The following is a 19,242-nucleotide window of genomic DNA, read 5'->3' as shown; positions in this document are numbered from 1 at the left end:
CCGAAGCGCGGCCAAGAATGACCCGCGTTCGACAACCGAATGGCATTCATGAAGTTCCGTGACGGCTCAGCTTAATGCCGCCGCGATAACGCCCGGTTCAGGCGCGAAGCCGGCGCTGCTCGGAGGATCTGTGAGGTGAGGGAGCCCCCATCCCCAGCTGAGTCCACACTCCGAGGGTGTCCTGTTCGAACTCCGCAAGCCGCCGCTGCAGCTCCTCCTCGTGGGCCTCCCTTTCCACAGGCTTGCCGTCCTTCAAAAGGCGTTGACCGGCATCCGATAGCACCTTGTCCACGAAGCGCGCCGCGTCGGGCTCCTTGCCGAGCAGGGCGAGCCACATCAGCTGGTTGATCCGGTCGGCCGCAATGCCCCCTCCCGTGACGGGCGATGCAAAATGGCTGAACTTGCGCTCGAAGCGCGATCCGTTGGCCACGGCCCTGTTGAAGCGGTCTGTCTGCAGCTTCCGCTCGGCGAAGCCCTGCTCCGGCAAGCAGGGGTGGCATACGCCCAGAGCCACCAGCATGGTGAGGGCCTGAACGAGCCTGGCGAAGGTGATGGAGCCGAGAGCTGGTTCCGCCATCATCTCGCGCAGGGTGCGCGGACCTTTCTCAAGGATGGCGATGAGAGGATCGTAGACGCCACTTTGCAGTTTGACCGTGTGGCGCAAGCCCCGCATCTCACGGGGGATCCTGGCGCCTTTCGCAGAGAGGGCGAAGCGTGTGTCGAGCCACTGCTCCCGCACCTGGTTGGCAGGCAGGCGGACAGCGCCTTTGACGAAGATGTCGCGCCGGAACTGCTGGTCGACGATGTGGTCGCGTGTCGTCTGCCGCAGGGCAACGTTGTCGATGCCGGCGAGGGAAATCCCTCTGCTCCTTCGTGAGATTGAGCTCCTCGAGGTGTTCCATCACGTTGGCTGGGCCGACCCATGCGAGCTTCGCCTCGGCGAGTTCCTGTGCCAAATCCATGAAGTAATAGGGGGCGGATTCCTGATTGAAGTATTCGTGGACGATGTAGTTGGGGTGATGAGTCTTCAGCCTTTCCAGCCGCTTCGTCAGTTTGGGGTTGTTGGCGAAGAAGCGGGTGTCCAGCTTGCTGAACCTGTCCGCAAAATCCAGGAAAGCCGTGGCTCGCGAATGGGGCGAAAGCTGTGAGCCCTTGGCTAGCGTATGCTCCACGAGGAGACGCCGGAGCGGCATCATGGAGGCCCAGCCCGGCATGGTGTTGTAGGAGACGTAGACGATGCCGCCGGGCTTGAGCTTCCTGCGGATGAACTCGACGATGGTGTGCCGGTTCTCCGGCGAGATCCAGCTGAAGATTCCGTGGAGCGTGATGAAATCAAAGTCCGGAAGGTCGCCGCGATCCAGGAAGTCGGCGAAGCTGTCGTCGTAGAAATGGACGTTCTGCAAGCCTCCCGCCTGGGCGAGGCTCTGCGCACCCACGATATGACCAGGGTTGAAGTCGGTCGCGTGGAACTGGATCTGCGGGTTCGCGGCAGCCAGGAGATTGGTCGAGAAGCCCTGGCCGCATCCGAGTTCGCAATAGGCCAGCGACGAGGAACCGAGATCCGGTGCCTGCACCCCCTGCAGGAGCGTCAGAAAGCCGAGAAGGCTCGGCGTCAGTTCCTGGTAGAAGCCGTGAGTGTAATCGATATCGACGACATAACCTGCAGACCAATTCGCCATGACAATATCCGGGTTGCCCGAAGATGCCGCTTACGCATTCCCCAGCAAAAGAAAAGTTATAAAGTAACTTATGTCAGGCGTCTGAGTTCAGATCAATGCTTTTCTCATGACCTTGAGGAAGATTGGTTAAACTCAGCGCATCGTGCGGAGAGCTGGGTCCAGTTTTCCGCACCCAGCGATGCCCTAGTGATCCCCGTGGGAGACACGCACGTCGCGGGGACTGTTCAGGATCTCGAGCAGGCTCTGGGCGATGTGTCTTGCCTCGTCGTCCTTCAGGCGCAGCAGGAACGGCGGCATCATGCCGGCCTGGAGAGCCACCACGGCCATGCCGTGCTCGTCCATGCCGACGTCGATGGTCTGGGAGGTCACGTCCACCAGTTCTTCCGGCACGTCCTCGTCCTCGCCCCCGACACTCTCGCCGATTGCGGTAAGAAGCTGGCTCACCGCCCTCACCAGCGAGCGGGCAGCATGGGGATCCATGACCACGGCGGTCGATTGATCACCCTTCTGGAAAGCCAGCTGAATGTTGTCGCCTTCGAGCGTGACGGAAATGCCTGCCATCGATGTCCTCTTCCTTTCCCTTTCATATGGGGCCTCATCGCGGCTGGGGAAAGGCAAAGGTCTTGGTACGACGGATGCGCCTCGTCCCCAAGGGGAGAAGCGCATCCTGGTAAATCGGTCGTTCTCGGGCCGGGTCAGGGGCGTCAGACGTCGCCGCCCGAAGACCCGCGGCGGCCGGGATCTGTTGTGCCAGTCGCCGGAGTCCCGGTGCTGCCGGCTCCTGCGGCCCCTGTACCCGACATCATGGTGCCGGCGATGCCCGCATCGGCCGCCTGCTGGATGCGCAGATTGTTCTGGACATGGGTGACGCCGGAAACGGACTCGGCGATGTCCTCCGCATGCCGCTTCTCGAAGCGGCTGTTGACCGTTCCGGTGAGGGTGACCTCGCGGTTCTCCACCCTCACATCGACCTCGGAGGCGTCGATGTGCGGATCCTCGGTGAGGCGGTCGTTCACGTCCTCCAGGATGCGGGCATCGGAACGCTGGTAGCCCTTCGGCCCGCGGCCGCGATGCTGGCCGGCCTCCCGCATGTCCCGGTCGCGGCGGCGATCCGCGTCGTCATCTCCGAACCAGGACCGCACCTCGTCGCCGGCCCGCTCGAAGAAGCCGCGCTCCTCATTGTAGTCGCGCGAGCCGCGGCCGAAGCTCTCCGAACCGGAGCGGCCGCGGCCATAGCGGTCCTGCCCGAACCGGTCCGGGTCATGCTGGGGGTCGGTGTCGAAGAGGGGGCGCCCTGAGTCCCGATCCTCGCCGACCACATCGTACCAGTCGAGAGCCGATCCGCCAGTGCCGTATCCGGCGGAATCCCCGAAATCCCGCTCGCGGCCGCGGTCATAATCCTCATCCGAGCCGGAACGGCGATCGTAGCCGGCGCTGCGATTGCCGAAGCCGCGACGGGCGATGTAGCCGTCATCCTCGCTGTCACTCCGGCCGGAATCCTGATTGCCGTAGCGGTTGCGATCATTGGCCATGATGGCGCTCCTCCTTGCTGTCGCCCGGGCTCCTGAAGGGCCCGCCGTCGCGCAACCAACGTGAGGCGCGAACGCCGGTTCCTGGCGGCCGGAGAGGGATCGACCGCCTGTTTTTATCGCCGCGCTTGAACGGTCCTGAGGCCTTCGCATTGAGAGAGTGGGGATCTTCAACGGCAACCGAGGTGAATGATGGCGGATCTGTCTGGATTGAGCGACGAGGCGCTGGCGGTATTCGCCTTCGCGGCCTACCACCAGCTGTCGAGCGGCCAGATGGTGCGCAGCGTGGTGCAGAAGGATGGAGCCGGCCACCAGGCGAGCGAGGCCGCCGTGGAGGAGCTCAAGGGCCGCAGCCTCATCGAGGCCGACGGCAGCGAGATCCGCTTCACGCCCCAGGGCGAGGAGGCCCTGCAGGGGGTGATCTCCGGCATCCGGGGCAGCCGCTGATCTGAGGATCCGCCTGGGATTCCGGGGAGAGGTCCCTGGGCGGTTGCCTTGCATTTGCCCCATCCGTACCCTACGTAGTTCTCCATCGACATTTGGCCGGACGACTGGGCTTCCCGCTTTGGCACTGCCGGGCGCACGTTCCTTCTCTACCATCTATCGACTAACGGATGTCTGGCCTTGGGCTCGCATCCACGTGCAAACGACAGTGAAAAGGGAATTCCCCATGGAACAGGGAACCGTGAAGTGGTACAATGAAACCAAGGGTTATGGTTTCATCCAGCCCGACAACGGCGGCAAGGACGTGTTCGTTCACGCCACGGCGCTCGAGCGCGCCGGCATGCGCGGCTTGCGTGAAGGTCAGAAGATCTCCTATGAGCTTCAGACCGACCAGCGCACCGGCCGCGCTTCTGCAGTGAACCTGCAGAACGCCTAAGGTTTCAGGCCGGAGGACGTACTTCGGTACGTCCTCTTGCATATGAGCCGTTCCGGTCGAGGGGCGGCTTTTTTGTTATGAGGAAAGGCTTTGCATGGCCAAGGAAGAACTGATCACCTTTGAAGGACTTGTGACCGAAATTCTGCCCGATGCGCGCTACCGCGTGCAGCTCGACAACGGGCATGAGGTCATCGCGTACACGGCCGGCAAGATGAAGAAGAACCGCATCAAGACCCTCGCCGGCGACCGCGTGACTGTCGAGATGTCGCCCTACGATCTCGAGAAGGGCCGCCTCATCTTCCGTCACAAGGATTCGGGTGCCTCTTCCGGTCCGCGCCCGCCGCAGCGCGGCAACCAGCAGTTCCGGCGTCGTTAAAACCGATGGCGCACTCGCAGAATGCGCCATCGGCTCTGAACCGTTGAAGATGGCTGCCCAAGGCCCCCGTCAGGCGACCGCGTGCATCACCGAGAGGGTGACGCGGTCCGGGCCGAGATCCTCCTCCATGTCGGTGAAGTGCATCAGCTCGGCCAGCCGGTTGCGGGCGCGGTTCACGCGGCTCTTGATGGTGCCGACCGCGCAGCCGCAGATCTCCGCCGCCTGCTCGTAGGAGAAGCCCGAGGCGCCCACCAGCAGCAGCGCCTCGCGCTGGTCGTGGGGCAGGCGGGCCAGCGCCTTCTGCAGATCCTCGAAATCGAGATGGGGCAGCTGGTCCGGCTGCACCGAAAGGGCGGCCGCGTACTTGCCGTCCGCATCTTCCACCTCGCGGCGGCGCTTGCGGTATTCGGAATGGAACAGGTTGCGCAGGATGGTGAAGAGCCAGGCCTGCATGTTGGTGCCGGGCTGAAAGCGGTCGATATTGGCGATCGCCCGCATCAGGGTTTCCTGCACCAGGTCGTCGGCACGGTCCACGTTGTTCGTCAGCGAAATGGCGAAGGCCCGGAGGTTGGGCGTCGCCTTGAGCATGGAATCGCGCAGATCGGTAGTGATACTCATGACTGATGCTTCTCCGGCTTGCGCTCGTCCAGCCGATTGATGATCTCGATGAACCTGTCCGGAACCGGCTGCTCGCCGAGCGCCAGCGTCTCGTAGAACTGGCGCAGCCGCTGGCCGATCTGAGCCTGCACCGAGCGGCTCAGGGCCGGAGAGGACGATCCGTGAAGGCCAGGAACGGTGTCTGTGTCGTCATTGCGCATGATGTTCGGATTCTTCTTTTGCATGGGTTGTCCTGGACCATCGTGGACTGGCGATCTCCCGCAGGGGACGCACCGAAGGCGGCCCCCAATCGCCAGGAGGTAACGTCAGGCACTTGTGATCGTTCCGCCATGGAACCTACCCCTTCGGGACTCATCCACAGGCAAGTTCGACCCTCGCGGACGCGGGAACCTTTTCCCGTACGGCCAAGTTTCCCACCCATGAAGCGCGGCCGTTTCGAGGCGCGCCTGTATCAAGGAGACTTCCCCATGGGTGTCAGCACCATCCTGCTCATTCTGGTCATCCTGCTGCTCATCGGCGCCGTGCCGGCCTGGCCCCACAGCCGCGGCTGGGGCTACGGCCCGAGCGGCCTGCTCGGCGTCGTCCTGGTCATCCTCATCATCCTGCTGCTGATGGGACGGCTCTGAGGCCGAAGCGCACCGAGCGGACCTGATGGCCGGGGGATTCCCGGCCATTTTTTGTGCCCAGCGACCAAACGGCCCAGTGGGCTGAAATTGGGCTGAAATTCCTGTGCGGCCTGCCGGAATGTGATATCAAACCGGTGGCGGACATCGCTCCGCTGCATTGCTGAAAAGCCTGTTTGAACTCAAGGACTGAAGGTTGAAAATGGCTAAGCATTTCGGGGGCCGCGGACATGACGTGCTGCGCGGCGGCAAGGGGACGGATCTCATCAAGGGCTATAACGGCAACGACCGCATCTACGGCGGGGCCGGCGACAACACCATCGACGGCGGCGACGGCAACGACCGCATCTGGGGCGGCGCGGGCAACGACCTGGTGACCGGCGGCACCGGCCGCGACCGGATCTGGGCCAATGCGGGCAACGACACCATCGATGCGGGCGCGGGCCACGACATCGTCTTCGCGGGCGCCGGCGACGACAGCATCAATGGCGGCTCGGGCGCCGACGATCTCCAGGGCGGCCAGGGTAACGACGCCCTCCTGGGCGGCGACGGCTTCGACATGATCTTCGCGGGCGACGGCAACGACGTGGTCAACGGCGGCGCCGGCACGGACTTCCTGCGCGGCGGCCGGGGTCAGGACACCTTCGCCTTCGACGTGGGCTTCGGCCGCGACCGCATCCGCGACTTCAGCCAGACCGACGACCTCATCGACCTGCGCAACACGGACGTGACCGCCTTCGAGCAGCTCAAAATCGCCATCAAGGGCGGGGCCACGGTGGTGGACACCGGCACCGGCACCATCGTGCTCCTAGGCTTCAAGGGCACCCTGGCGGCGGACGACTTCCTGTTCTGAGAGGCACGCCTCACGCTTATGGAAAGGGCGGCCCTAGCGCATCGTGCGGACCCAGCGGGCCGCGCCAGCGAAAAGTCAATAAGGTTTGTTTATACGTATCCAATGAAGTGTGCTTAGGTTGCGTATACCGGCAGAACCCCCCGCCTCCCAACACGTTCTCCCCACCGCGCGGAGACCACTTCATGCCTCTCGTCATCCAAGCCGGCCTGTGGGGCCAAGCTCAGCGGGGCGGCCCTCGTGGTGGGGGCGCTCATCAGGATTTTTCTTCAAACTGCCTCAGCGGGTGGTTGCGGGCGTGATGGCGTTAGGGGCCGAGGTGCTGATCTGAAGCGCTCTCCTTCAACCTCATGGACGGGGCCTGTCGCCAGGGCGGCATCGCCTCCACGGCCTTAAGCTTTCTCGCCGGCGCCGTGGTTACACGGCGGCGAACGTGCTCGTGCTGCGTTAGGGCTTCCGGCACCATGGTGCCGGAAGCCTTCGAGACCGCGCACGAATATGCCGGCCTCATCACTGTCGCGAGCTTCCTGGCGGCGTTCACCCTGTCGCGTGTTGTGAGGCGTAGGGAGGAGCGGTGCGGCTATCAGTGCGGAACCGCGCACCTTGTTGCATCGCTTTATATGTTATAATAAATCGAAGACAAAGGGTTGTGCGCGAAGCTGCATAGCCTCGTTCTTAATCCAAACTTTAACGTCAAACAGACCTGAAATGAAAATCATCAAGATTGCCGCCGCGCTCGTGACCTTCTGCGTGGCTGGATGCGTAAGCGTTGCCCGTATTCCGGAAGAGAAAAACCCTGCTGTTTTCATGGGGGAAGCTTCTTATTTCGCGAGCCGATGCCCAAAGCTCCAGCAGGACAGGGTCATTGATGGAATGCTCGCTTATTGCCTCGCCAACAAGGTTTATGCCGGCGGTTGCGAGAAGAAGGCAGTCGACAACTTCTTCGAGGACGAGAAGAGGGGCAGGGCTCAAGCACAGGCAGCCTACAGCAGCATGCCTGACGATCAGGTCTGCCGGATCGCCGAGGAGCGCTACGGCAAGAAAGGCTCCCGTTTCGTCGGCATGCTGACTGCCAAGAAGAAATAAAAAATTGCAGTTGTGACCAGCACGGCAGGTGGATGGCCGGCACGAGGCCGGCCATGACGCGGTGCGTGTTTAGCCCGGAATGCGCTGCTCGTATTCGGGCCGCAGGCGGTTGATCTGATCCCAGAAGGGCTCCGCCGGTTCTTGGCCTGCCATGCGGGCGGCCAGGATGTCGAGATGTGTGTGCCAGCCGGAGCTGACGCTGAGCAGGGTCGAGCGCTCGGGCACCCGGTGGTGGACCAGGGTGAGCAGGGTCTTGGTGCCGATGGGCTCGAGCGTGAAGGTGACGCCGCCGGTGGAGCCCCAGGTGATAGCGAGCTTTTTCGGCGGGTCGAGCTCGGTGATCCGGCACTCCAGCCGGTGCTCCTCAGCTGAGCCGGCCGGGCGGGGCCCGGGCGGGTTGGTAAGCTCGTCGTTGCGCCACACGAACTCGAAGGGCGCGCCAACCGCCAGCGCCATCTCGCCCGCCGCCAGCCATTGGCGGCGCAGCTCGCTCTGCGTGAGGTAGTCCCACACCCGCTCGACGGGGCCGGGGAGAAGGCGCTGGATCGTCAGCGTGTCGGGCGAGGTCAGCACGCCGTAGGCGTCGGGGGCAGGCCGGGTGGGCGAGAGGTCATTCATGGCTGTCTCCTTGGGGTTTTTCGGCGTTGCGGGCATCCTCCTCGCGAAGGAGCCGGTCGAGGGCATCCAGACGATCGGTCCAGAAGCGTTCGTAGGTTGCGAGCCATCCATGGGCGCTCGCCAGCGGACCGGGGTCGAGGCGGCACAGATGGGTCCGGCCACGCACCTCGCGCCGGATCATCCCGGCCTGCTCCAGCACCTTGATGTGCTTCGAGGCGGCGGCCAGGGAGATCGCGAAGGGCTCCGCCAGCTGGCTCACCGTGCGTTCGCCGCCCGAGAGGTCGCGCAGCATGTGCCTTCGGGTGGCATCGCCCAGGGCGTGGAAGACATTGTCGAGGTGGGGTGCGTGTTGTTCAACCATGTGGTTGAATATGATTGAGGTGCGGATCATTGTCAACCGGATGGTTGAATGTTTTTGGCCCTCCACCGCGCCAGCGCCAAGCCTGTCCCGACCTTCGGGAGGCGGCAGGAGCATTCCGGCTTTCGGCCAAACCGTGTAGATTGGACCGGGGGCTCGGAGGTGACCGATGCCTATCTACCTCGACCGGCACGACCTGAAGGGTCTGACCGCCGCCGACATCGCCGAGGCCCATCGCAAGGACCTGGAGGTGCAGGGGCGCTACGGGGTGCGATTCCTGACCTATTGGTTCGACGACACCCGCGGCACGGCCTTCTGCCTCATCGACGCGCCCGACATCGACACGGCCATGCGCGTCCACGACGAGGCCCACGGGGCTGTTGCGCGGGATGTGATCGAGGTCGATCTCTCGGCCGTGGAGGCCTTTCTCGGCCGCGTGTCCGATCCGGAGCCGGTGGGGCATTGCTGCGACGGCCGCGTCGATCCGGCCCTGCGCACCATCATGTTCACCGACATCGTCGACTCCACCGCCATGACGGCCCGCCTCGGCGATGTGCGGGCCGTCGAGATGGTGCGGGCGCACGACGCCATGGTCCGCCGGGCGCTGCACGACAAGGGCGGGCGCGAGATCAAGCACACGGGCGACGGGATCATGGCCGCCTTCGGTGATCCGACCGAGGCCGTGGACGCGGCGCGCGCCATCCAGCGGGCCTTCGAGGCGTTCAACCTCGCGAGCCGCGAGAAGCTGCAGGTGCGCATCGGCCTCGATGCAGGCGAGCCGGTGGCCGACCACAACGACCTGTTCGGCGCGACCGTGCAGATGGCGGCCCGCCTGTGCCAGAGCGCCGAGCCCGACACCATCGTGGTGTCGGAGATGCTCTCCGGGCTCGTGCCCGACCGCACCCGCCTCGTCGATCTGGGGCCGAAGACGCTGAAAGGCTTCGCGCAGCCAGTGGAGACCTATGCGGTGGCGTGGCGGTGAGGCGCTTGACCCCGCCATAAAGATGGCACGGCCTTCATCCACCATGATGGTTCGGGCGAAAGCCGGAGCGTCGGGATGGTCAGAGGTCTGGTCTGGTTCGTGCTGTTCGGGGCGGCGTCCCTGGCGTTCTATCGCGTCAACGATCGGATCGTGTGGGACATCTGCCGGCGCGAGCGGCGGCCCTATCCGCCCGCCTGGACCTTCTCGCCCTACTGGCAGTGGCGCACGATCATGGGTGGCTGGTACACGGATGCCAGGCGCGCCGGCCTGCTCCTCCCCAAAGCCGCCGCCACCGCGGCCATCCTCATCGCCAGCATCGGCTCGGTGGTGACCGGTATTCTCGACCGGGTGCCGGGATAGTCAGGGCACGGGACGGCCTGGACGCGCCACCCTCGATCTCGCCAGAAGGCCTGCAGCAACCGCCGCGAACCCCTGGGCCATGTTCTGCTTCCCGGAGGATCAGAACCGGGCCGTGAAATGCCCTAGCACCGACTGCCGCCTGTCCTGCGCGCCGTACTGCCCGTCATAGCGGACACCCAGGGTCATGGCCGACGTGACGTGCCAGTCCAGCCCCGTCTCGATCACCAGGCCGTCGCGATCGTCCGGATTGCCGACGATCAGGAACGGGTCGCCGCCTGCAGCGAACTGGTTGACGGTCATCGGCAGACGGTCTCCGAAGGCATGGCGCCAGCCGAGCATCGCATTGGCCTTGAGGCTGCCGTCGCCCGTCAGATCGCCCGAGAGGCGCACGCCCAGAGTCGTCCAGGCGGTGTCGAAGCCGTTAGTGCGTCCGCGCAGGGCCATGGCGCCGCCGTCCTCCGCGAACGAGCCGCTGCCCGTATGCACATAGGACAGGTTCGCGATCGGCTCCGCGGTCAGGCGCCCGAACTGCAGCGGATAACCGATCTCGGCAAAGAGGCCGGCGCTGTCGAGGGACAGGCTGCCCTGCGCCTCGTCGGCGAATCCGGTCAGGACGGCGTTGCGGTCCACGTCGAGCTCATGGCGGGTATAGGTGGCGCCGCCGCGCAGGGCGAAGCCGCCCAGGGCTCCGGAGCCGTAGAGGGCCGCGTGATAGCTGTCGATGCTGCCCGACGAGAGGCGCTCGGCGAGGTCGAAGCTCGTCTGCGTGTAGGCGCCCGCCATGCCGATCCGCCACGCGCTGTCGAAGCTCGTCTCGGCACCGAGGATGAAGCCGCCCGTGTTCCGGCCAATCGACGCGAGGCCCAAGCTGTCACGGCCATCGCGGCTGCCCCACGTGCCGAAGCCCTGTCCCCAGAGATCCACCAGCAGGGCCGGGGAGCGGGGGGCAGCCGGGAACGGCGCCTTGCCGACAGGGGGCGCATAGGCGAGCGGTGCAGTCGTGGGGGCCGCGCCGGCTCCGGCCGTCCTCAGGCGGGCGAGAAGCTTCTGATGGATCGCTTCCGTATCGCCGGCCGCGATCCCGACAGCGGTGGCATAGGCCTCGCCGGAGAGGAGATCCAGGGCGCGCGGCACGGCCGGGATCGTCGGCTGGGCGAGCACGACGGGCAGAAGCGGGCCGGCGATGCCCTGGGATTCGAGAGCCCGGCCGGTGCTGATCTGGTTCCAGGTGCGCCCGACCTGATCGAGCGTGATGACGGGAGGCGTCGGATCGTCAGGATCCGAGGGATCGTTCGGGTTATCCGGCTCGTTCGGATTGTCCGGATCGTCCGGCGGAGGCTGCGTCGTCCGTTCGAGCGTCACGTAAACGTTTGTCGCGTCGTAGCTGAGGACCGGCTGCAGCAGCGCAAGGCTTGCGACCGCGCTCTGAAAACGAGCCCCGGTGATGCTCGTGGCGGTCAGAATGCGGTAGGGGGTGTTGAGCGCATACCCTTGCGACGCATCGACTAACACCCGGCCGCCATTGATGGTGGCGACGCCGTTCGCCTGGACCCTGTCGCTCCCTCCCTGGTCGTTCACGCGGACGCGGAAGGTGGAGCCGTCAGCGAAGGTCGTCGCGCCGGATGTGAAGGTGCCGATGGCGGTCCGCCCACCCGGGGCGAAGGTTCCTCCTGATGCAACTATGAGGGCGCCTACGGCTCCGGTGCCGCTCAACGTTGCGCCGTTGCCGACGGACGCCAGCGAGCTGGTCATCGTGGCATTCATGGTGAGAAGCCCGCCTGTGACGTTGATCAGCAGAGTGTCGGTGTTGTTCCCCGTGAGCGTCCAGTCCGCAGTGCCGAACTTTTCGATGATCTCGAAGCTGCGGTAGGTTCCTGCTGCGCCAATCCGCGAAACGTCGAGGGTGCCGGTATCGTCACCGAAAGCGAGCGTGTCGCCAGATCCCTCTCCGCCGTCGATATACGTGTTGACGGATGAATTTCCGCCGATCACGTATGTGTCGTTTCCGTTGTCGAGGATTGCTGCGGCACTTCCCGCGACCCCACGAATTTGACCGAAATTCTCCAGCCGTTCGTCCCCCCGCCGATCCTTGGAAGGCCGTGCCGGCTGCCGATGCGAGCAAGCCATTGTTGATCGTCAGGGACGACAGCCCCGAACCGTTCGTGATTCGAATGGCGGTTCCGGCGCCGACGAGAGGATTGCTGGTAATCTCTCCATTATTGATGATCCTGAATTTATCGGAGGTTCTGACGAAGATTCCCGTGCCGTTGGCGCTGTCGGCGCGGATAAGCCCATCGTTGCGGACCTCGCCCCCGGGCCCGCCAAAAACATCGATCGCGGAAGCGGGGGCATTAACGGTCAAGGTGCCGGTGTTGACGACCGTGCTGTTGCCTCCAACGACGTTAAAGATGGAGCTAGCATTAGTATTGACGCTCAGATCCGCTGCGTTCGTGATGCTGCTGAAGTCGCGGATCAAAACGTAGGGCGTGGCGGACGTGAAGGTGGCCCCACTTTCGATCGTGACGTGCACGTCACTGCTAGTTGGGCCAACTCTCACAGAGGAATCCTCCTCGCCGCCGGCCGGTCGGCATGTGACGCGAGCGCCGCTCTCGGGATCCGATGCCGTGCCAGGACCGCTTGTCAGGACGCAATCCGCTGCCGCGTGATCAAGAGTGCAGAGGGACGTGGTGGCAGCCAGGGCAAGCAGAAACAGACGTGATCGGCCGAGAGAAGAAACGGCGTCGAGGCAGCAGAAGGGGGCCATCAGGTCAAGTCCGGAGTAAGGCATTCCGGACCATTATTTCTTAAGGCCTAGGCTATTGCTCCTCTCCAAACAGAGGGGAAGGGCGGCGCGCAACGTAGATTTGCGGTGAATGTTGCCGTTGCGCCACCCTCTGTTCCCGTCATGTCTGCCGAACTACCGCTTCCGGCCCCCACCGCCCTTGTATTTCGGCTTCTGCCCCGCAAACCCTTGCGTCGAACGCCCGGCGGGGCGTTCGCGGAAGTTCAGCGGGACCTCCCGGTCGGTGCCGGGGCCCATCTCGTCGAGGCCGGGCTTGCGCACCCGGGTGCCCTCGTCCGAACGGCCCTTACCCAGGGGGCCGTAGGAACCCGAGTCCTCGTCGCCCGCCGTGGCGCCTTCGCCGGAGGGCGGGAGGCCCTTCGGCGGCAGGTTGGCGCTGCGGCCGTATTTTCGCGCGCCGCCATACTTGCCCGCTTCCTTCTCCACGGTGCTCTGGCGCGCCATCGGGTCGTCGCTGATGGCGAGTTCCGTGGCCTGCAGGCGCTTGAGCTCGTCGCGCAGGCGCGCCGCCTCCTCGAATTCCAGGTTCGCCGCGGCCTCGCGCATGCGCTTTTCCATGTCGGCGATGACGGCCTTGAGGTTGTGGCCCACGGTCCGGTCGGCCAACCCCGTATCGACGGAGACATGGTCGCGCTCGTAGACGCTGTCCAGGATGTCCGCGATGTTCCTCTTCACCGATTGCGGCGTAATGCCGTGCTCGGCGTTGTAGGCGAGCTGCTTCTCGCGGCGGCGGTTGGTTTCCGCGATCGCGCGCTCCATGGAGCCGGTGATCTTGTCGGCGTAGAGGATCGCCTTGCCCTCCACGTTACGCGCGGCGCGGCCGATGGTCTGCACCAGCGAGGTCTCGGAGCGGAGAAAACCCTCCTTGTCCGCATCGAGGATGGCGACCAGCGCGCATTCGGGAATGTCGAGGCCCTCGCGCAGCAGGTTGATGCCGATGAGCACGTCGAAGGCGCCGAGGCGCAGGTCGCGGATGATCTCGATGCGCTCCAGGGTGTCGATGTCCGAGTGCATGTAGCGCACGCGGATGCCGTTCTCGTGCATGTACTCGGTGAGGTCCTCGGCCATGCGCTTGGTGAGCGTGGTCACCAGCGTGCGGAAGCCGTTCGCGGCCAGCTCCTTCACCTCGTGCACGAGATCGTCCACCTGGCTGCGCGCCGGGCGGATTTCCACCACCGGATCGACGAGGCCCGTGGGGCGGATGACCTGCTCGACGAAGACGCCGCCGGTCTGCTCCATCTCCCATTTGGCCGGGGTCGCCGACACATGGACGGATTGCGGGCGCATGGCGTCCCATTCCTCGAAGCGTAAGGGGCGGTTGTCGAGGCAGGAGGGCAGGCGGAAGCCGTATTCGGCCAGCGTCGCCTTGCGCCGGAAGTCGCCGCGATACATGCCGCCGATCTGCGGCACGGTCACGTGGCTCTCGTCGGTGAACACGAGCGCGTTGTCGGGCAGGTATTCGAACAGGGTCGGCGGCGGCTCGCCGGGCTTGCGGCCGGTGAGATAGCGCGAGTAGTTCTCGATGCCGTTGCACACGCCCGTGGCCTCGATCATCTCAAGGTCGAACTGCGTGCGCTGCTCGAGCCGCTGCGCCTCGAGCAGGCGGCCCATGCGGGCGAGCTCCTGCAGGCGCTGCTGCAGCTCGTCCTGAATGCCCTTCACGGCCTGCTGCAACGTGGGGCGCGGCGTCACGTAGTGCGAGTTCGCGTAGACCTTCACGAATTGCAGGTCGTTGGTCTTCTTTCCGGTGAGCGGGTCGAACTCCACGATCGACTCGATCTCGTCGCCGAACAGGCCGATGCGCCAGGCGCGATCCTCCAAGTGGGCGGGAAAGAGCTCGATCACGTCGCCGCGCACGCGGAACGTGCCGCGGGCGAAGTCGCTCTGGATGCGCTTGTACTGCAGGGCCACGAGATCGGCGATGAGCTGGCGCTGCTCGATGCGCTCGCCCACCTTCACGGAGAAGGTCATGGCCGTATAGGTCTCGACCGAGCCGATACCGTAGATGCACGACACGGAGGCCACGATGATCACGTCGTCGCGCTCGAGCAGCGCGCGCGTCGCCGAGTGGCGCATGCGGTCGATCTGCTCGTTGATGGACGATTCCTTTTCGATGAAGGTGTCCGAGCGCGGCACATAGGCCTCGGGCTGGTAGTAGTCGTAATACGAGACGAAGTACTCCACCGCGTTGTCGGGGAAGAACGACTTGAACTCGCCGTAGAGCTGGGCTGCCAGCGTCTTGTTCGGCGCGAGGATGAGGGCGGGGCGCTGCGTCTCCTCGATCACCTTGGCCATGGTGAAGGTCTTGCCCGAACCGGTGACGCCGAGCAGCACCTGATCGCGCTCCTGCCGTCGCACGCCGTCCACCAGCTCGCGGATCGCGTTCGGCTGGTCGCCGGCGGGCTGGAAGTCGGACTTGATCTTGAAGGGAATGCCGCCTTCCGACTTCTCCGGCCGGGGCGGGCGGTGCGGCACCCAGAGCGTGCCGTTCTTGAAGCGCGGATCGCCCTCGGTGAGCAGCCGCGAGAGCGCGTCGACCGTGGCGGAATAGCCTGAGCCGGAGGAAAGGTCGCCCAGTTCCTCGGCCACGTCCGGCCCGTCATCGGGGCCTTTCAGGCCAAGCTTATTGGCGAGAGCCGGGTCGACATCCGTGACGTCGCCGTGGATGAAGGTTTCCTGAGCACGCTCGGCAAAGCCCTCGGCCGCCTCCCGCTCCCGGTTGACCGCGGGATTGAGAAGTTCCGCCAAGTGGGGCGCCAGGGGCTTCAGCTCAGGCTTGGATGCCTTCCCGGTGGAAAGCTTGGGCTTCTTGGGTGATTTGGCCATAGAACGAATATGGTACAAACGGGGTGGGAAGGGAAGGGCGGCAACCCGGCTCAGGCCGTATGCTTCTCGGCCTTCCGGCCTCCTCCCCGCAGGGCCTTGAGCAGCGGCACGGCGATGTAGTGGATGAGGGGGATCAGCGCGGCGCCCAGCACCAGCCCGACGAGGCCCGATGCCGCCGCGGAGACGAGCCATTCCACCAGTCCGGCCAGGGCCGGAACCGCATGGCCGGCCGCGGCTGCCAGGTCGTGGATGGCGTGGCCCAGCCAGGCGAAGCCGTAGCCTTCGAGCCCGTGGACGATGATGCCGCCGCCGACCCACACCATGGCGGCGGTGCCGACGATGGCGAGAAGCTTGAGCAGGAACGGCATGCCCTTCACGAGACCGCGTCCGAGGGCCTGCGTGAGCGGTGCCAGGGCCCGGTCCGCGCCGGACGGGGACGCGCCCGGCGCGGCACGGCCCAGGAGGCGGGAGAGGGGGCGCCTGCTGGCCGCCATGGCGACGCCGGCATCGTCGGCCTTCACGATCAGGGCCACGGTGCCATAGACCGCGATCGTGATGCCGATGCCGACGACGGCGAGCACCATGGCCTGCATCCAGATCGATCCCACGGGGATGCTCGCCAGCGTGATGGCCATGATCTCGGCCGAGAGGATGAAGTCGGTCTTGATCGCGCCGCCCACCTTCTCGTTCTCGAGGCTCTGCGCCGTCTGCGTGGCTTCGCTGACGGCGGCTTCGTGCTGATGCGCCCCATGGGGGAACAGCGCCTCGAACACCTTCTCCGAGCCCTCGTAGCAGAGATAGGCGCCGCCGATCATGAGGAGCGGCGTGATCGCCCAGGGGGCGAACAGGCTCAGCAGCAGGGCCGCCGGGAGAAGATACAGGAGCTTGTTCTTGAGCGAACCCAGGGCGATCCTGCCGACGATGGGCAGTTCGCGCGCGGCGGCAAAGCCCACCACGTAGCGGGGCGTGACGGCCGCATCGTCGATCACAACGCCCGCCGCCTTCGCGCCCGCCTTGGCGGCCTGCAGCCCCACATCGTCGAGGGAGGCGGCGGCGACCTTGGCGAGGCCCGCGATGTCGTCCAGCAATGCGATCAACCCGATGCTCATGGGGTATCCTGTCGAAAACGTTCAAGCGTGAGTGTTGTCAGCAGCTACACGGCTGCTTCAGCTTCGACAACGTCTTCGAGCGAGATTGGGTGCAATACCGCTTCGCTTGGCGCGGTACCTACCGTCATTGGCCTGTCATACGACGGGCGCATGAGGATCCGGCTAACCTTGACCGTCTTGTGGGGATTCCATGCATCGCTCCTTCATCGTCGGCCCACTCGCCGCCGCGCTCCTCTCCGGCACCGCGCTCGGCGCCTCCGCGGCCGAGTCATTCGACCGCATCGCCAGCTTCCCCATCACGGCGAACCTTGCGAAAGACGGTGATCAGAAGGCCGAGACCGTCGCCGAGATCATCACGGCGAGCGAAGACGGCAAGCTGCTGATCTATACGGACAGCCCGCGCAAGGCGCTCGGCTTCATCGACATCACCGACCCGGCCCAGCCGAAGGCCGGCAGCTCGCTCGGCTTGAGCGGCGAGCCCACCTCCGTGAAGGTGGTGGGCCGGAAGGCTTATGTGGCGGTCAACACGTCCGAGAGCTTCACCAATCCGAGCGGCAAGCTCGTGGCGATCAACCTCGCGGACCGGACGATCGCTGCGGAATGCACCCTGCCGGGCCAGCCGGACTCGGTTGCGGCCAATGCGGGCGTTCTCGCCATCGCCATCGAGAACGAGCGGGACGAGAAAGTAAACGATGGGGCGCTTCCGCAGCTGCCCGCAGGTTCGCTGGTGGTCGGCTCGCTCAACGGCGATCAGATCGATTGCGCGAGCCTGAAGACCGTCAGCCTGACCGCTCTTGCCCCCGTGGCAGGCGACGACCCTGAGCCGGAATATGTCGACGTGTCCGATGACGGCAGGATCGTCGTCACGCTGCAGGAGAACAACCACATCGCAGTGGTGGATGGAAAGACCGGCGCGGTCGAAGCGCATTTCTCCGCAGGCAGCGTAGACCTGAGAGGCATCGACACCAAGAAGGACGGCAGGATCGAGCTCACCGGCACCATGGAGAAGGTCGCGCGCGAGCCGGATTCGGTGCATTGGATCGATGGCAACCGGTTCGTGACCGCCAACGAAGGAGATTGGAAGGGCGGCTCCCGCGGCTTCACCATCTTCAACAGGGATGGCAGCGTCTCTTACGAATCCGGCGCGAGCCTGGAGCACGAGATCGTTGCGCTCGGCCATTACCCGGACAAGCGCAACAAGAAGGGCGCCGAGATCGAAGGCGTCGAGACGGGCCGCTTCGGGGGCGACAACCTGATCTTCGTCGGCTCCGAGCGCGCGTCGGTGGTGGCCGTCTACCGCGACACGGGTGCCGCGCCCGAACTCGTGCAGGTCCTGCCCACAGGCATCGGCCCCGAGGGATTGCTCGCGATCCCCGGCCGCAATCTCTTCGTTGCCACCAGTGAGACGGATCTACATGGCGAGGGCGGCGTTGCTCCGCACGTGATGATCTACCAGCGTGCCGAGCGTGCTGCTCCGGCCTATCCGACGATCCGCTCTGCCAGGAATGCCGACGGCCAGCCGATTGCCTGGGGCGCGCTCTCGGGCCTCGCTGCCGACAAGACACAGGCCGGCAAGCTCTATGCGGTGACGGACAGCGTCTATGCCGCTGCGCCGCGCATCCTCACCATCGACTCCACCAAGAAGCCTGCGACGATCACCGGCGAAACACTCGTTACGCGCAACGGCGCAGCGGCCGAGAAGCTTGATCTGGAGGGCATTGCTGTGGCGGGCGACGGCTTCTGGCTCGCTTCCGAGGGCAATCCGGAGAAGGGCCTTTCCAACCGTCTCATCAAGGTCGATGCTAAGGGCGCGATCCAGGAGGAGATCGCCGTGCCGGCGGATCTCGAAAAGGGCGCGAAGAACTACGGCTTCGAGGGCGTGACCGTCACCGGTTCCGGCGCCGACGAGACCGTGTGGCTCGCCGTCCAGCGCGAATGGGCGGATGACGGCAAGAACGCCGTGAAGCTCCTCGCCTACAAGCCCGCGGACAAGAGCTGGAGCGGTGTGCGTTATCCGCTCGACAGCGCGGAGGCGGGCTGGATCGGTCTCTCGGAGATCACGGCTGCTGGCGATCGCATCATCATCATCGAGCGCGACAACCAGATCGCCGAGAAGGCACGAGTGAAGAAGCTCTATGCGGTTTCCATGGCCGACATGAAGCCCCGGACGATCGGCGGCGAGCTGCCGCTGGTGCAGAAGACGCTCGTGCGCGATCTCCTGCCCGATCTGAAGGCAGCCAAGGGCTACGTGCTCGACAAGGTCGAGGGCTTTGCCATCGATGCCGCGGGCGATGCCTACATCGTCACCGACAACGACGGCATGGACGATTCATCCGGCGAGACGCAGTTCCTCAAGCTCGGCAAGCTGTGAGTCTGAAAAGTCCAGGAATGGGAAAGGCCGCTCGTTGAGCGGCCTTTTTCGTTGAGCGATAGATGATCCTGATCGGGCCCGAACGCTCCTTCGAGGCTCTGCTTAAAAAAGCAGCCCCGAAGGGCTGCCTAAGTCTGTGCTCACTGGGGGAAAACGGGCGGAGCTTTCGCTCCG

General features: G+C 65.0%; 21 protein-coding genes. 10 read left to right on the top strand and 11 right to left on the bottom strand.

All coding sequences use genetic code 11. The annotated features are described in order from the left end of the window. Nucleotides 1-97: 97 nt before the first annotated feature. The 4 genes from AC0QTX_RS06145 to AC0QTX_RS06130 form a co-directional block, all read right to left on the bottom strand. Nucleotides 98-673 (bottom strand): hypothetical protein, encoded by a 576-nt coding sequence (locus tag AC0QTX_RS06145; RefSeq protein ID WP_474602942.1) that lies wholly within the window; start codon nt 671-673, stop codon nt 98-100. Nucleotide 674: 1 nt separating this feature from the next. Then, nucleotides 675-1,679, bottom strand: coding sequence for a methyltransferase (locus tag AC0QTX_RS06140; RefSeq protein WP_474602941.1), 1,005 nt, complete (start codon nt 1,677-1,679; stop codon nt 675-677). Nucleotides 1,680-1,862: 183 nt separating this feature from the next. Further along, nucleotides 1,863-2,240, bottom strand: a complete 378-nt coding sequence (locus tag AC0QTX_RS06135) for a hypothetical protein (RefSeq protein WP_474602940.1) — start codon at nt 2,238-2,240, stop codon at nt 1,863-1,865. A gap of 143 nt (nt 2,241-2,383) precedes the next feature. Next, nucleotides 2,384-3,211 carry a BON domain-containing protein gene (locus tag AC0QTX_RS06130; RefSeq protein ID WP_474602939.1) on the bottom strand — a complete coding sequence of 276 codons (828 nt, stop codon included), beginning with the start codon at nt 3,209-3,211 and terminating at the stop codon, nt 2,384-2,386. A gap of 186 nt (nt 3,212-3,397) precedes the next feature. Here AC0QTX_RS06130 and AC0QTX_RS06125 point away from each other — a divergent pair, with 186 nt between their 5' ends. The 3 genes from AC0QTX_RS06125 to infA all read left to right on the top strand — a co-directional run bounded on the left by AC0QTX_RS06125 (nt 3,398) and on the right by infA (nt 4,464). Beyond that, nucleotides 3,398-3,655 carry a hypothetical protein gene (locus tag AC0QTX_RS06125; RefSeq protein ID WP_474602938.1) on the top strand — a complete coding sequence of 86 codons (258 nt, stop codon included), beginning with the start codon at nt 3,398-3,400 and terminating at the stop codon, nt 3,653-3,655. Between the two features lie 223 nt (nt 3,656-3,878). Further along, on the top strand, nt 3,879-4,088 hold the full coding sequence (locus AC0QTX_RS06120; protein WP_036351194.1) for a cold-shock protein: 210 nt from the start codon (nt 3,879-3,881) through the stop codon (nt 4,086-4,088). Between the two features lie 94 nt (nt 4,089-4,182). Further along, the gene (infA, locus tag AC0QTX_RS06115) at nt 4,183-4,464 is read left to right on the top strand and encodes a translation initiation factor IF-1 (protein ID WP_009494617.1); all 282 of its coding nucleotides are present in this window, start codon (nt 4,183-4,185) and stop codon (nt 4,462-4,464) included. Nucleotides 4,465-4,533: 69 nt separating this feature from the next. On the opposite strand, the gene AC0QTX_RS06110 is transcribed toward infA, so the two are convergent. Both AC0QTX_RS06110 and AC0QTX_RS06105 read right to left on the bottom strand, forming a co-directional pair. After that, nucleotides 4,534-5,082 carry a sigma-70 family RNA polymerase sigma factor gene (locus AC0QTX_RS06110; RefSeq protein ID WP_474602937.1) on the bottom strand — a complete coding sequence of 183 codons (549 nt, stop codon included), beginning with the start codon at nt 5,080-5,082 and terminating at the stop codon, nt 4,534-4,536. Next, nucleotides 5,079-5,306 carry a NepR family anti-sigma factor gene (locus tag AC0QTX_RS06105; protein ID WP_474602936.1) on the bottom strand — a complete coding sequence of 76 codons (228 nt, stop codon included), beginning with the start codon at nt 5,304-5,306 and terminating at the stop codon, nt 5,079-5,081. The genes AC0QTX_RS06110 and AC0QTX_RS06105 overlap by 4 nt, the downstream gene beginning before the upstream one ends. A gap of 243 nt (nt 5,307-5,549) precedes the next feature. On the opposite strand from AC0QTX_RS06105, the gene AC0QTX_RS06100 reads away from it, so the two are divergent. The 3 genes from AC0QTX_RS06100 (at nt 5,550) to AC0QTX_RS06090 (ending at nt 7,641) form a co-directional block, all read left to right on the top strand. Then, the gene (locus tag AC0QTX_RS06100) at nt 5,550-5,708 is read left to right on the top strand and encodes a DUF3309 family protein (protein ID WP_203275252.1); all 159 of its coding nucleotides are present in this window, start codon (nt 5,550-5,552) and stop codon (nt 5,706-5,708) included. Nucleotides 5,709-5,907: 199 nt separating this feature from the next. Continuing rightward, nucleotides 5,908-6,558: a calcium-binding protein gene (locus tag AC0QTX_RS06095; RefSeq protein WP_474602935.1), complete on the top strand. Its 651-nt coding sequence runs from the start codon at nt 5,908-5,910 to the stop codon at nt 6,556-6,558. Nucleotides 6,559-7,263: 705 nt separating this feature from the next. Then, on the top strand, nt 7,264-7,641 hold the full coding sequence (locus AC0QTX_RS06090; RefSeq protein WP_474602934.1) for a hypothetical protein: 378 nt from the start codon (nt 7,264-7,266) through the stop codon (nt 7,639-7,641). Nucleotides 7,642-7,710: 69 nt separating this feature from the next. On the opposite strand, the gene AC0QTX_RS06085 is transcribed toward AC0QTX_RS06090, so the two are convergent. Both AC0QTX_RS06085 and AC0QTX_RS06080 read right to left on the bottom strand, forming a co-directional pair. Next, nucleotides 7,711-8,259: an SRPBCC family protein gene (locus tag AC0QTX_RS06085; RefSeq protein ID WP_474602933.1), complete on the bottom strand. Its 549-nt coding sequence runs from the start codon at nt 8,257-8,259 to the stop codon at nt 7,711-7,713. Continuing rightward, nucleotides 8,252-8,620, bottom strand: coding sequence for an ArsR/SmtB family transcription factor (locus AC0QTX_RS06080; RefSeq protein ID WP_474602932.1), 369 nt, complete (start codon nt 8,618-8,620; stop codon nt 8,252-8,254). Before AC0QTX_RS06080 ends, AC0QTX_RS06085 begins: the two co-directional genes overlap by 8 nt. 166 nt (nt 8,621-8,786) lie before the next feature. Between AC0QTX_RS06080 and AC0QTX_RS06075 the strand changes: the two genes are divergently transcribed. Together AC0QTX_RS06075 and AC0QTX_RS06070 are read left to right on the top strand one after the other, a co-directional pair. Beyond that, a complete protein-coding gene (locus AC0QTX_RS06075) occupies nt 8,787-9,599 on the top strand; it encodes a nickel-binding protein (protein ID WP_474602931.1) in 813 nt (270 codons plus the stop codon). A gap of 75 nt (nt 9,600-9,674) precedes the next feature. Continuing rightward, nucleotides 9,675-9,959 carry a hypothetical protein gene (locus AC0QTX_RS06070; protein WP_474602930.1) on the top strand — a complete coding sequence of 95 codons (285 nt, stop codon included), beginning with the start codon at nt 9,675-9,677 and terminating at the stop codon, nt 9,957-9,959. A 99-nt stretch (nt 9,960-10,058) separates the two neighbouring features. Here AC0QTX_RS06070 and AC0QTX_RS06065 read toward each other — a convergent pair whose 3' ends face one another. Continuing rightward, on the bottom strand, nt 10,059-12,086 hold the full coding sequence (locus AC0QTX_RS06065) for an autotransporter family protein (protein WP_474602929.1): 2,028 nt from the start codon (nt 12,084-12,086) through the stop codon (nt 10,059-10,061). Between AC0QTX_RS06065 and AC0QTX_RS06060 the strand changes: the two genes are divergently transcribed. Further along, complete coding sequence (locus AC0QTX_RS06060; RefSeq protein ID WP_474602928.1) at nt 12,059-12,442, top strand: hypothetical protein; 384 nt, start codon at nt 12,059-12,061, stop codon at nt 12,440-12,442. The two genes, AC0QTX_RS06065 and AC0QTX_RS06060, sit on opposite strands and share 28 nt — an antisense overlap. Before the next feature lie 434 nt (nt 12,443-12,876). Here the strand turns inward: AC0QTX_RS06060 and uvrB are convergent, their stop codons facing one another. Together uvrB and AC0QTX_RS06050 are read right to left on the bottom strand one after the other, a co-directional pair. After that, nucleotides 12,877-15,588: an excinuclease ABC subunit UvrB gene (uvrB, locus tag AC0QTX_RS06055; protein WP_474602927.1), complete on the bottom strand. Its 2,712-nt coding sequence runs from the start codon at nt 15,586-15,588 to the stop codon at nt 12,877-12,879. Nucleotides 15,589-15,638: 50 nt separating this feature from the next. Next, nucleotides 15,639-16,697 (bottom strand): DUF808 domain-containing protein, encoded by a 1,059-nt coding sequence (locus AC0QTX_RS06050; RefSeq protein ID WP_474602926.1) that lies wholly within the window; start codon nt 16,695-16,697, stop codon nt 15,639-15,641. A 190-nt stretch (nt 16,698-16,887) separates the two neighbouring features. Between AC0QTX_RS06050 and AC0QTX_RS06045 the strand changes: the two genes are divergently transcribed. After that, on the top strand, nt 16,888-19,068 hold the full coding sequence (locus AC0QTX_RS06045; RefSeq protein WP_474602925.1) for an esterase-like activity of phytase family protein: 2,181 nt from the start codon (nt 16,888-16,890) through the stop codon (nt 19,066-19,068). The last annotated feature ends 174 nt before the right edge of the window (nt 19,069-19,242 follow it).

Source organism: Microvirga sp. jy35 (genome assembly GCF_056148915.1).
The sequence above is the reverse complement of the archived record's forward strand: the minus strand, read 5'-3'. Positions and strand labels throughout refer to the sequence as shown.

What these genes read in the sequence shown, in the direction of transcription:
- AC0QTX_RS06135 (WP_474602940.1), bottom strand. Translation starts at nt 2,240, where the DNA reads ATGGCAGGCATTTCCGTCACGCTCGAAGGCGACAACATTCAGCTGGCT.
- uvrB (WP_474602927.1), bottom strand. Translation starts at nt 15,588, where the DNA reads ATGGCCAAATCACCCAAGAAGCCCAAGCTTTCCACCGGGAAGGCATCC.
- AC0QTX_RS06145 (WP_474602942.1), bottom strand. Translation starts at nt 673, where the DNA reads ATGCGGGGCTTGCGCCACACGGTCAAACTGCAAAGTGGCGTCTACGAT.
- AC0QTX_RS06045 (WP_474602925.1), top strand. Translation starts at nt 16,888, where the DNA reads ATGCATCGCTCCTTCATCGTCGGCCCACTCGCCGCCGCGCTCCTCTCC.
- AC0QTX_RS06090 (WP_474602934.1), top strand. Translation starts at nt 7,264, where the DNA reads ATGAAAATCATCAAGATTGCCGCCGCGCTCGTGACCTTCTGCGTGGCT.
- infA (WP_009494617.1), top strand. Translation starts at nt 4,183, where the DNA reads ATGGCCAAGGAAGAACTGATCACCTTTGAAGGACTTGTGACCGAAATT.
- AC0QTX_RS06105 (WP_474602936.1), bottom strand. Translation starts at nt 5,306, where the DNA reads ATGCAAAAGAAGAATCCGAACATCATGCGCAATGACGACACAGACACC.
- AC0QTX_RS06075 (WP_474602931.1), top strand. Translation starts at nt 8,787, where the DNA reads ATGCCTATCTACCTCGACCGGCACGACCTGAAGGGTCTGACCGCCGCC.
- AC0QTX_RS06085 (WP_474602933.1), bottom strand. Translation starts at nt 8,259, where the DNA reads ATGAATGACCTCTCGCCCACCCGGCCTGCCCCCGACGCCTACGGCGTG.
- AC0QTX_RS06050 (WP_474602926.1), bottom strand. Translation starts at nt 16,697, where the DNA reads ATGAGCATCGGGTTGATCGCATTGCTGGACGACATCGCGGGCCTCGCC.
- AC0QTX_RS06095 (WP_474602935.1), top strand. Translation starts at nt 5,908, where the DNA reads ATGGCTAAGCATTTCGGGGGCCGCGGACATGACGTGCTGCGCGGCGGC.
- AC0QTX_RS06130 (WP_474602939.1), bottom strand. Translation starts at nt 3,211, where the DNA reads ATGGCCAATGATCGCAACCGCTACGGCAATCAGGATTCCGGCCGGAGT.
- AC0QTX_RS06070 (WP_474602930.1), top strand. Translation starts at nt 9,675, where the DNA reads ATGGTCAGAGGTCTGGTCTGGTTCGTGCTGTTCGGGGCGGCGTCCCTG.
- AC0QTX_RS06100 (WP_203275252.1), top strand. Translation starts at nt 5,550, where the DNA reads ATGGGTGTCAGCACCATCCTGCTCATTCTGGTCATCCTGCTGCTCATC.
- AC0QTX_RS06080 (WP_474602932.1), bottom strand. Translation starts at nt 8,620, where the DNA reads ATGGTTGAACAACACGCACCCCACCTCGACAATGTCTTCCACGCCCTG.
- AC0QTX_RS06125 (WP_474602938.1), top strand. Translation starts at nt 3,398, where the DNA reads ATGATGGCGGATCTGTCTGGATTGAGCGACGAGGCGCTGGCGGTATTC.
- AC0QTX_RS06110 (WP_474602937.1), bottom strand. Translation starts at nt 5,082, where the DNA reads ATGAGTATCACTACCGATCTGCGCGATTCCATGCTCAAGGCGACGCCC.
- AC0QTX_RS06120 (WP_036351194.1), top strand. Translation starts at nt 3,879, where the DNA reads ATGGAACAGGGAACCGTGAAGTGGTACAATGAAACCAAGGGTTATGGT.
- AC0QTX_RS06065 (WP_474602929.1), bottom strand. Translation starts at nt 12,086, where the DNA reads ATGGCTTGCTCGCATCGGCAGCCGGCACGGCCTTCCAAGGATCGGCGG.
- AC0QTX_RS06140 (WP_474602941.1), bottom strand. Translation starts at nt 1,679, where the DNA reads ATGGCGAATTGGTCTGCAGGTTATGTCGTCGATATCGATTACACTCAC.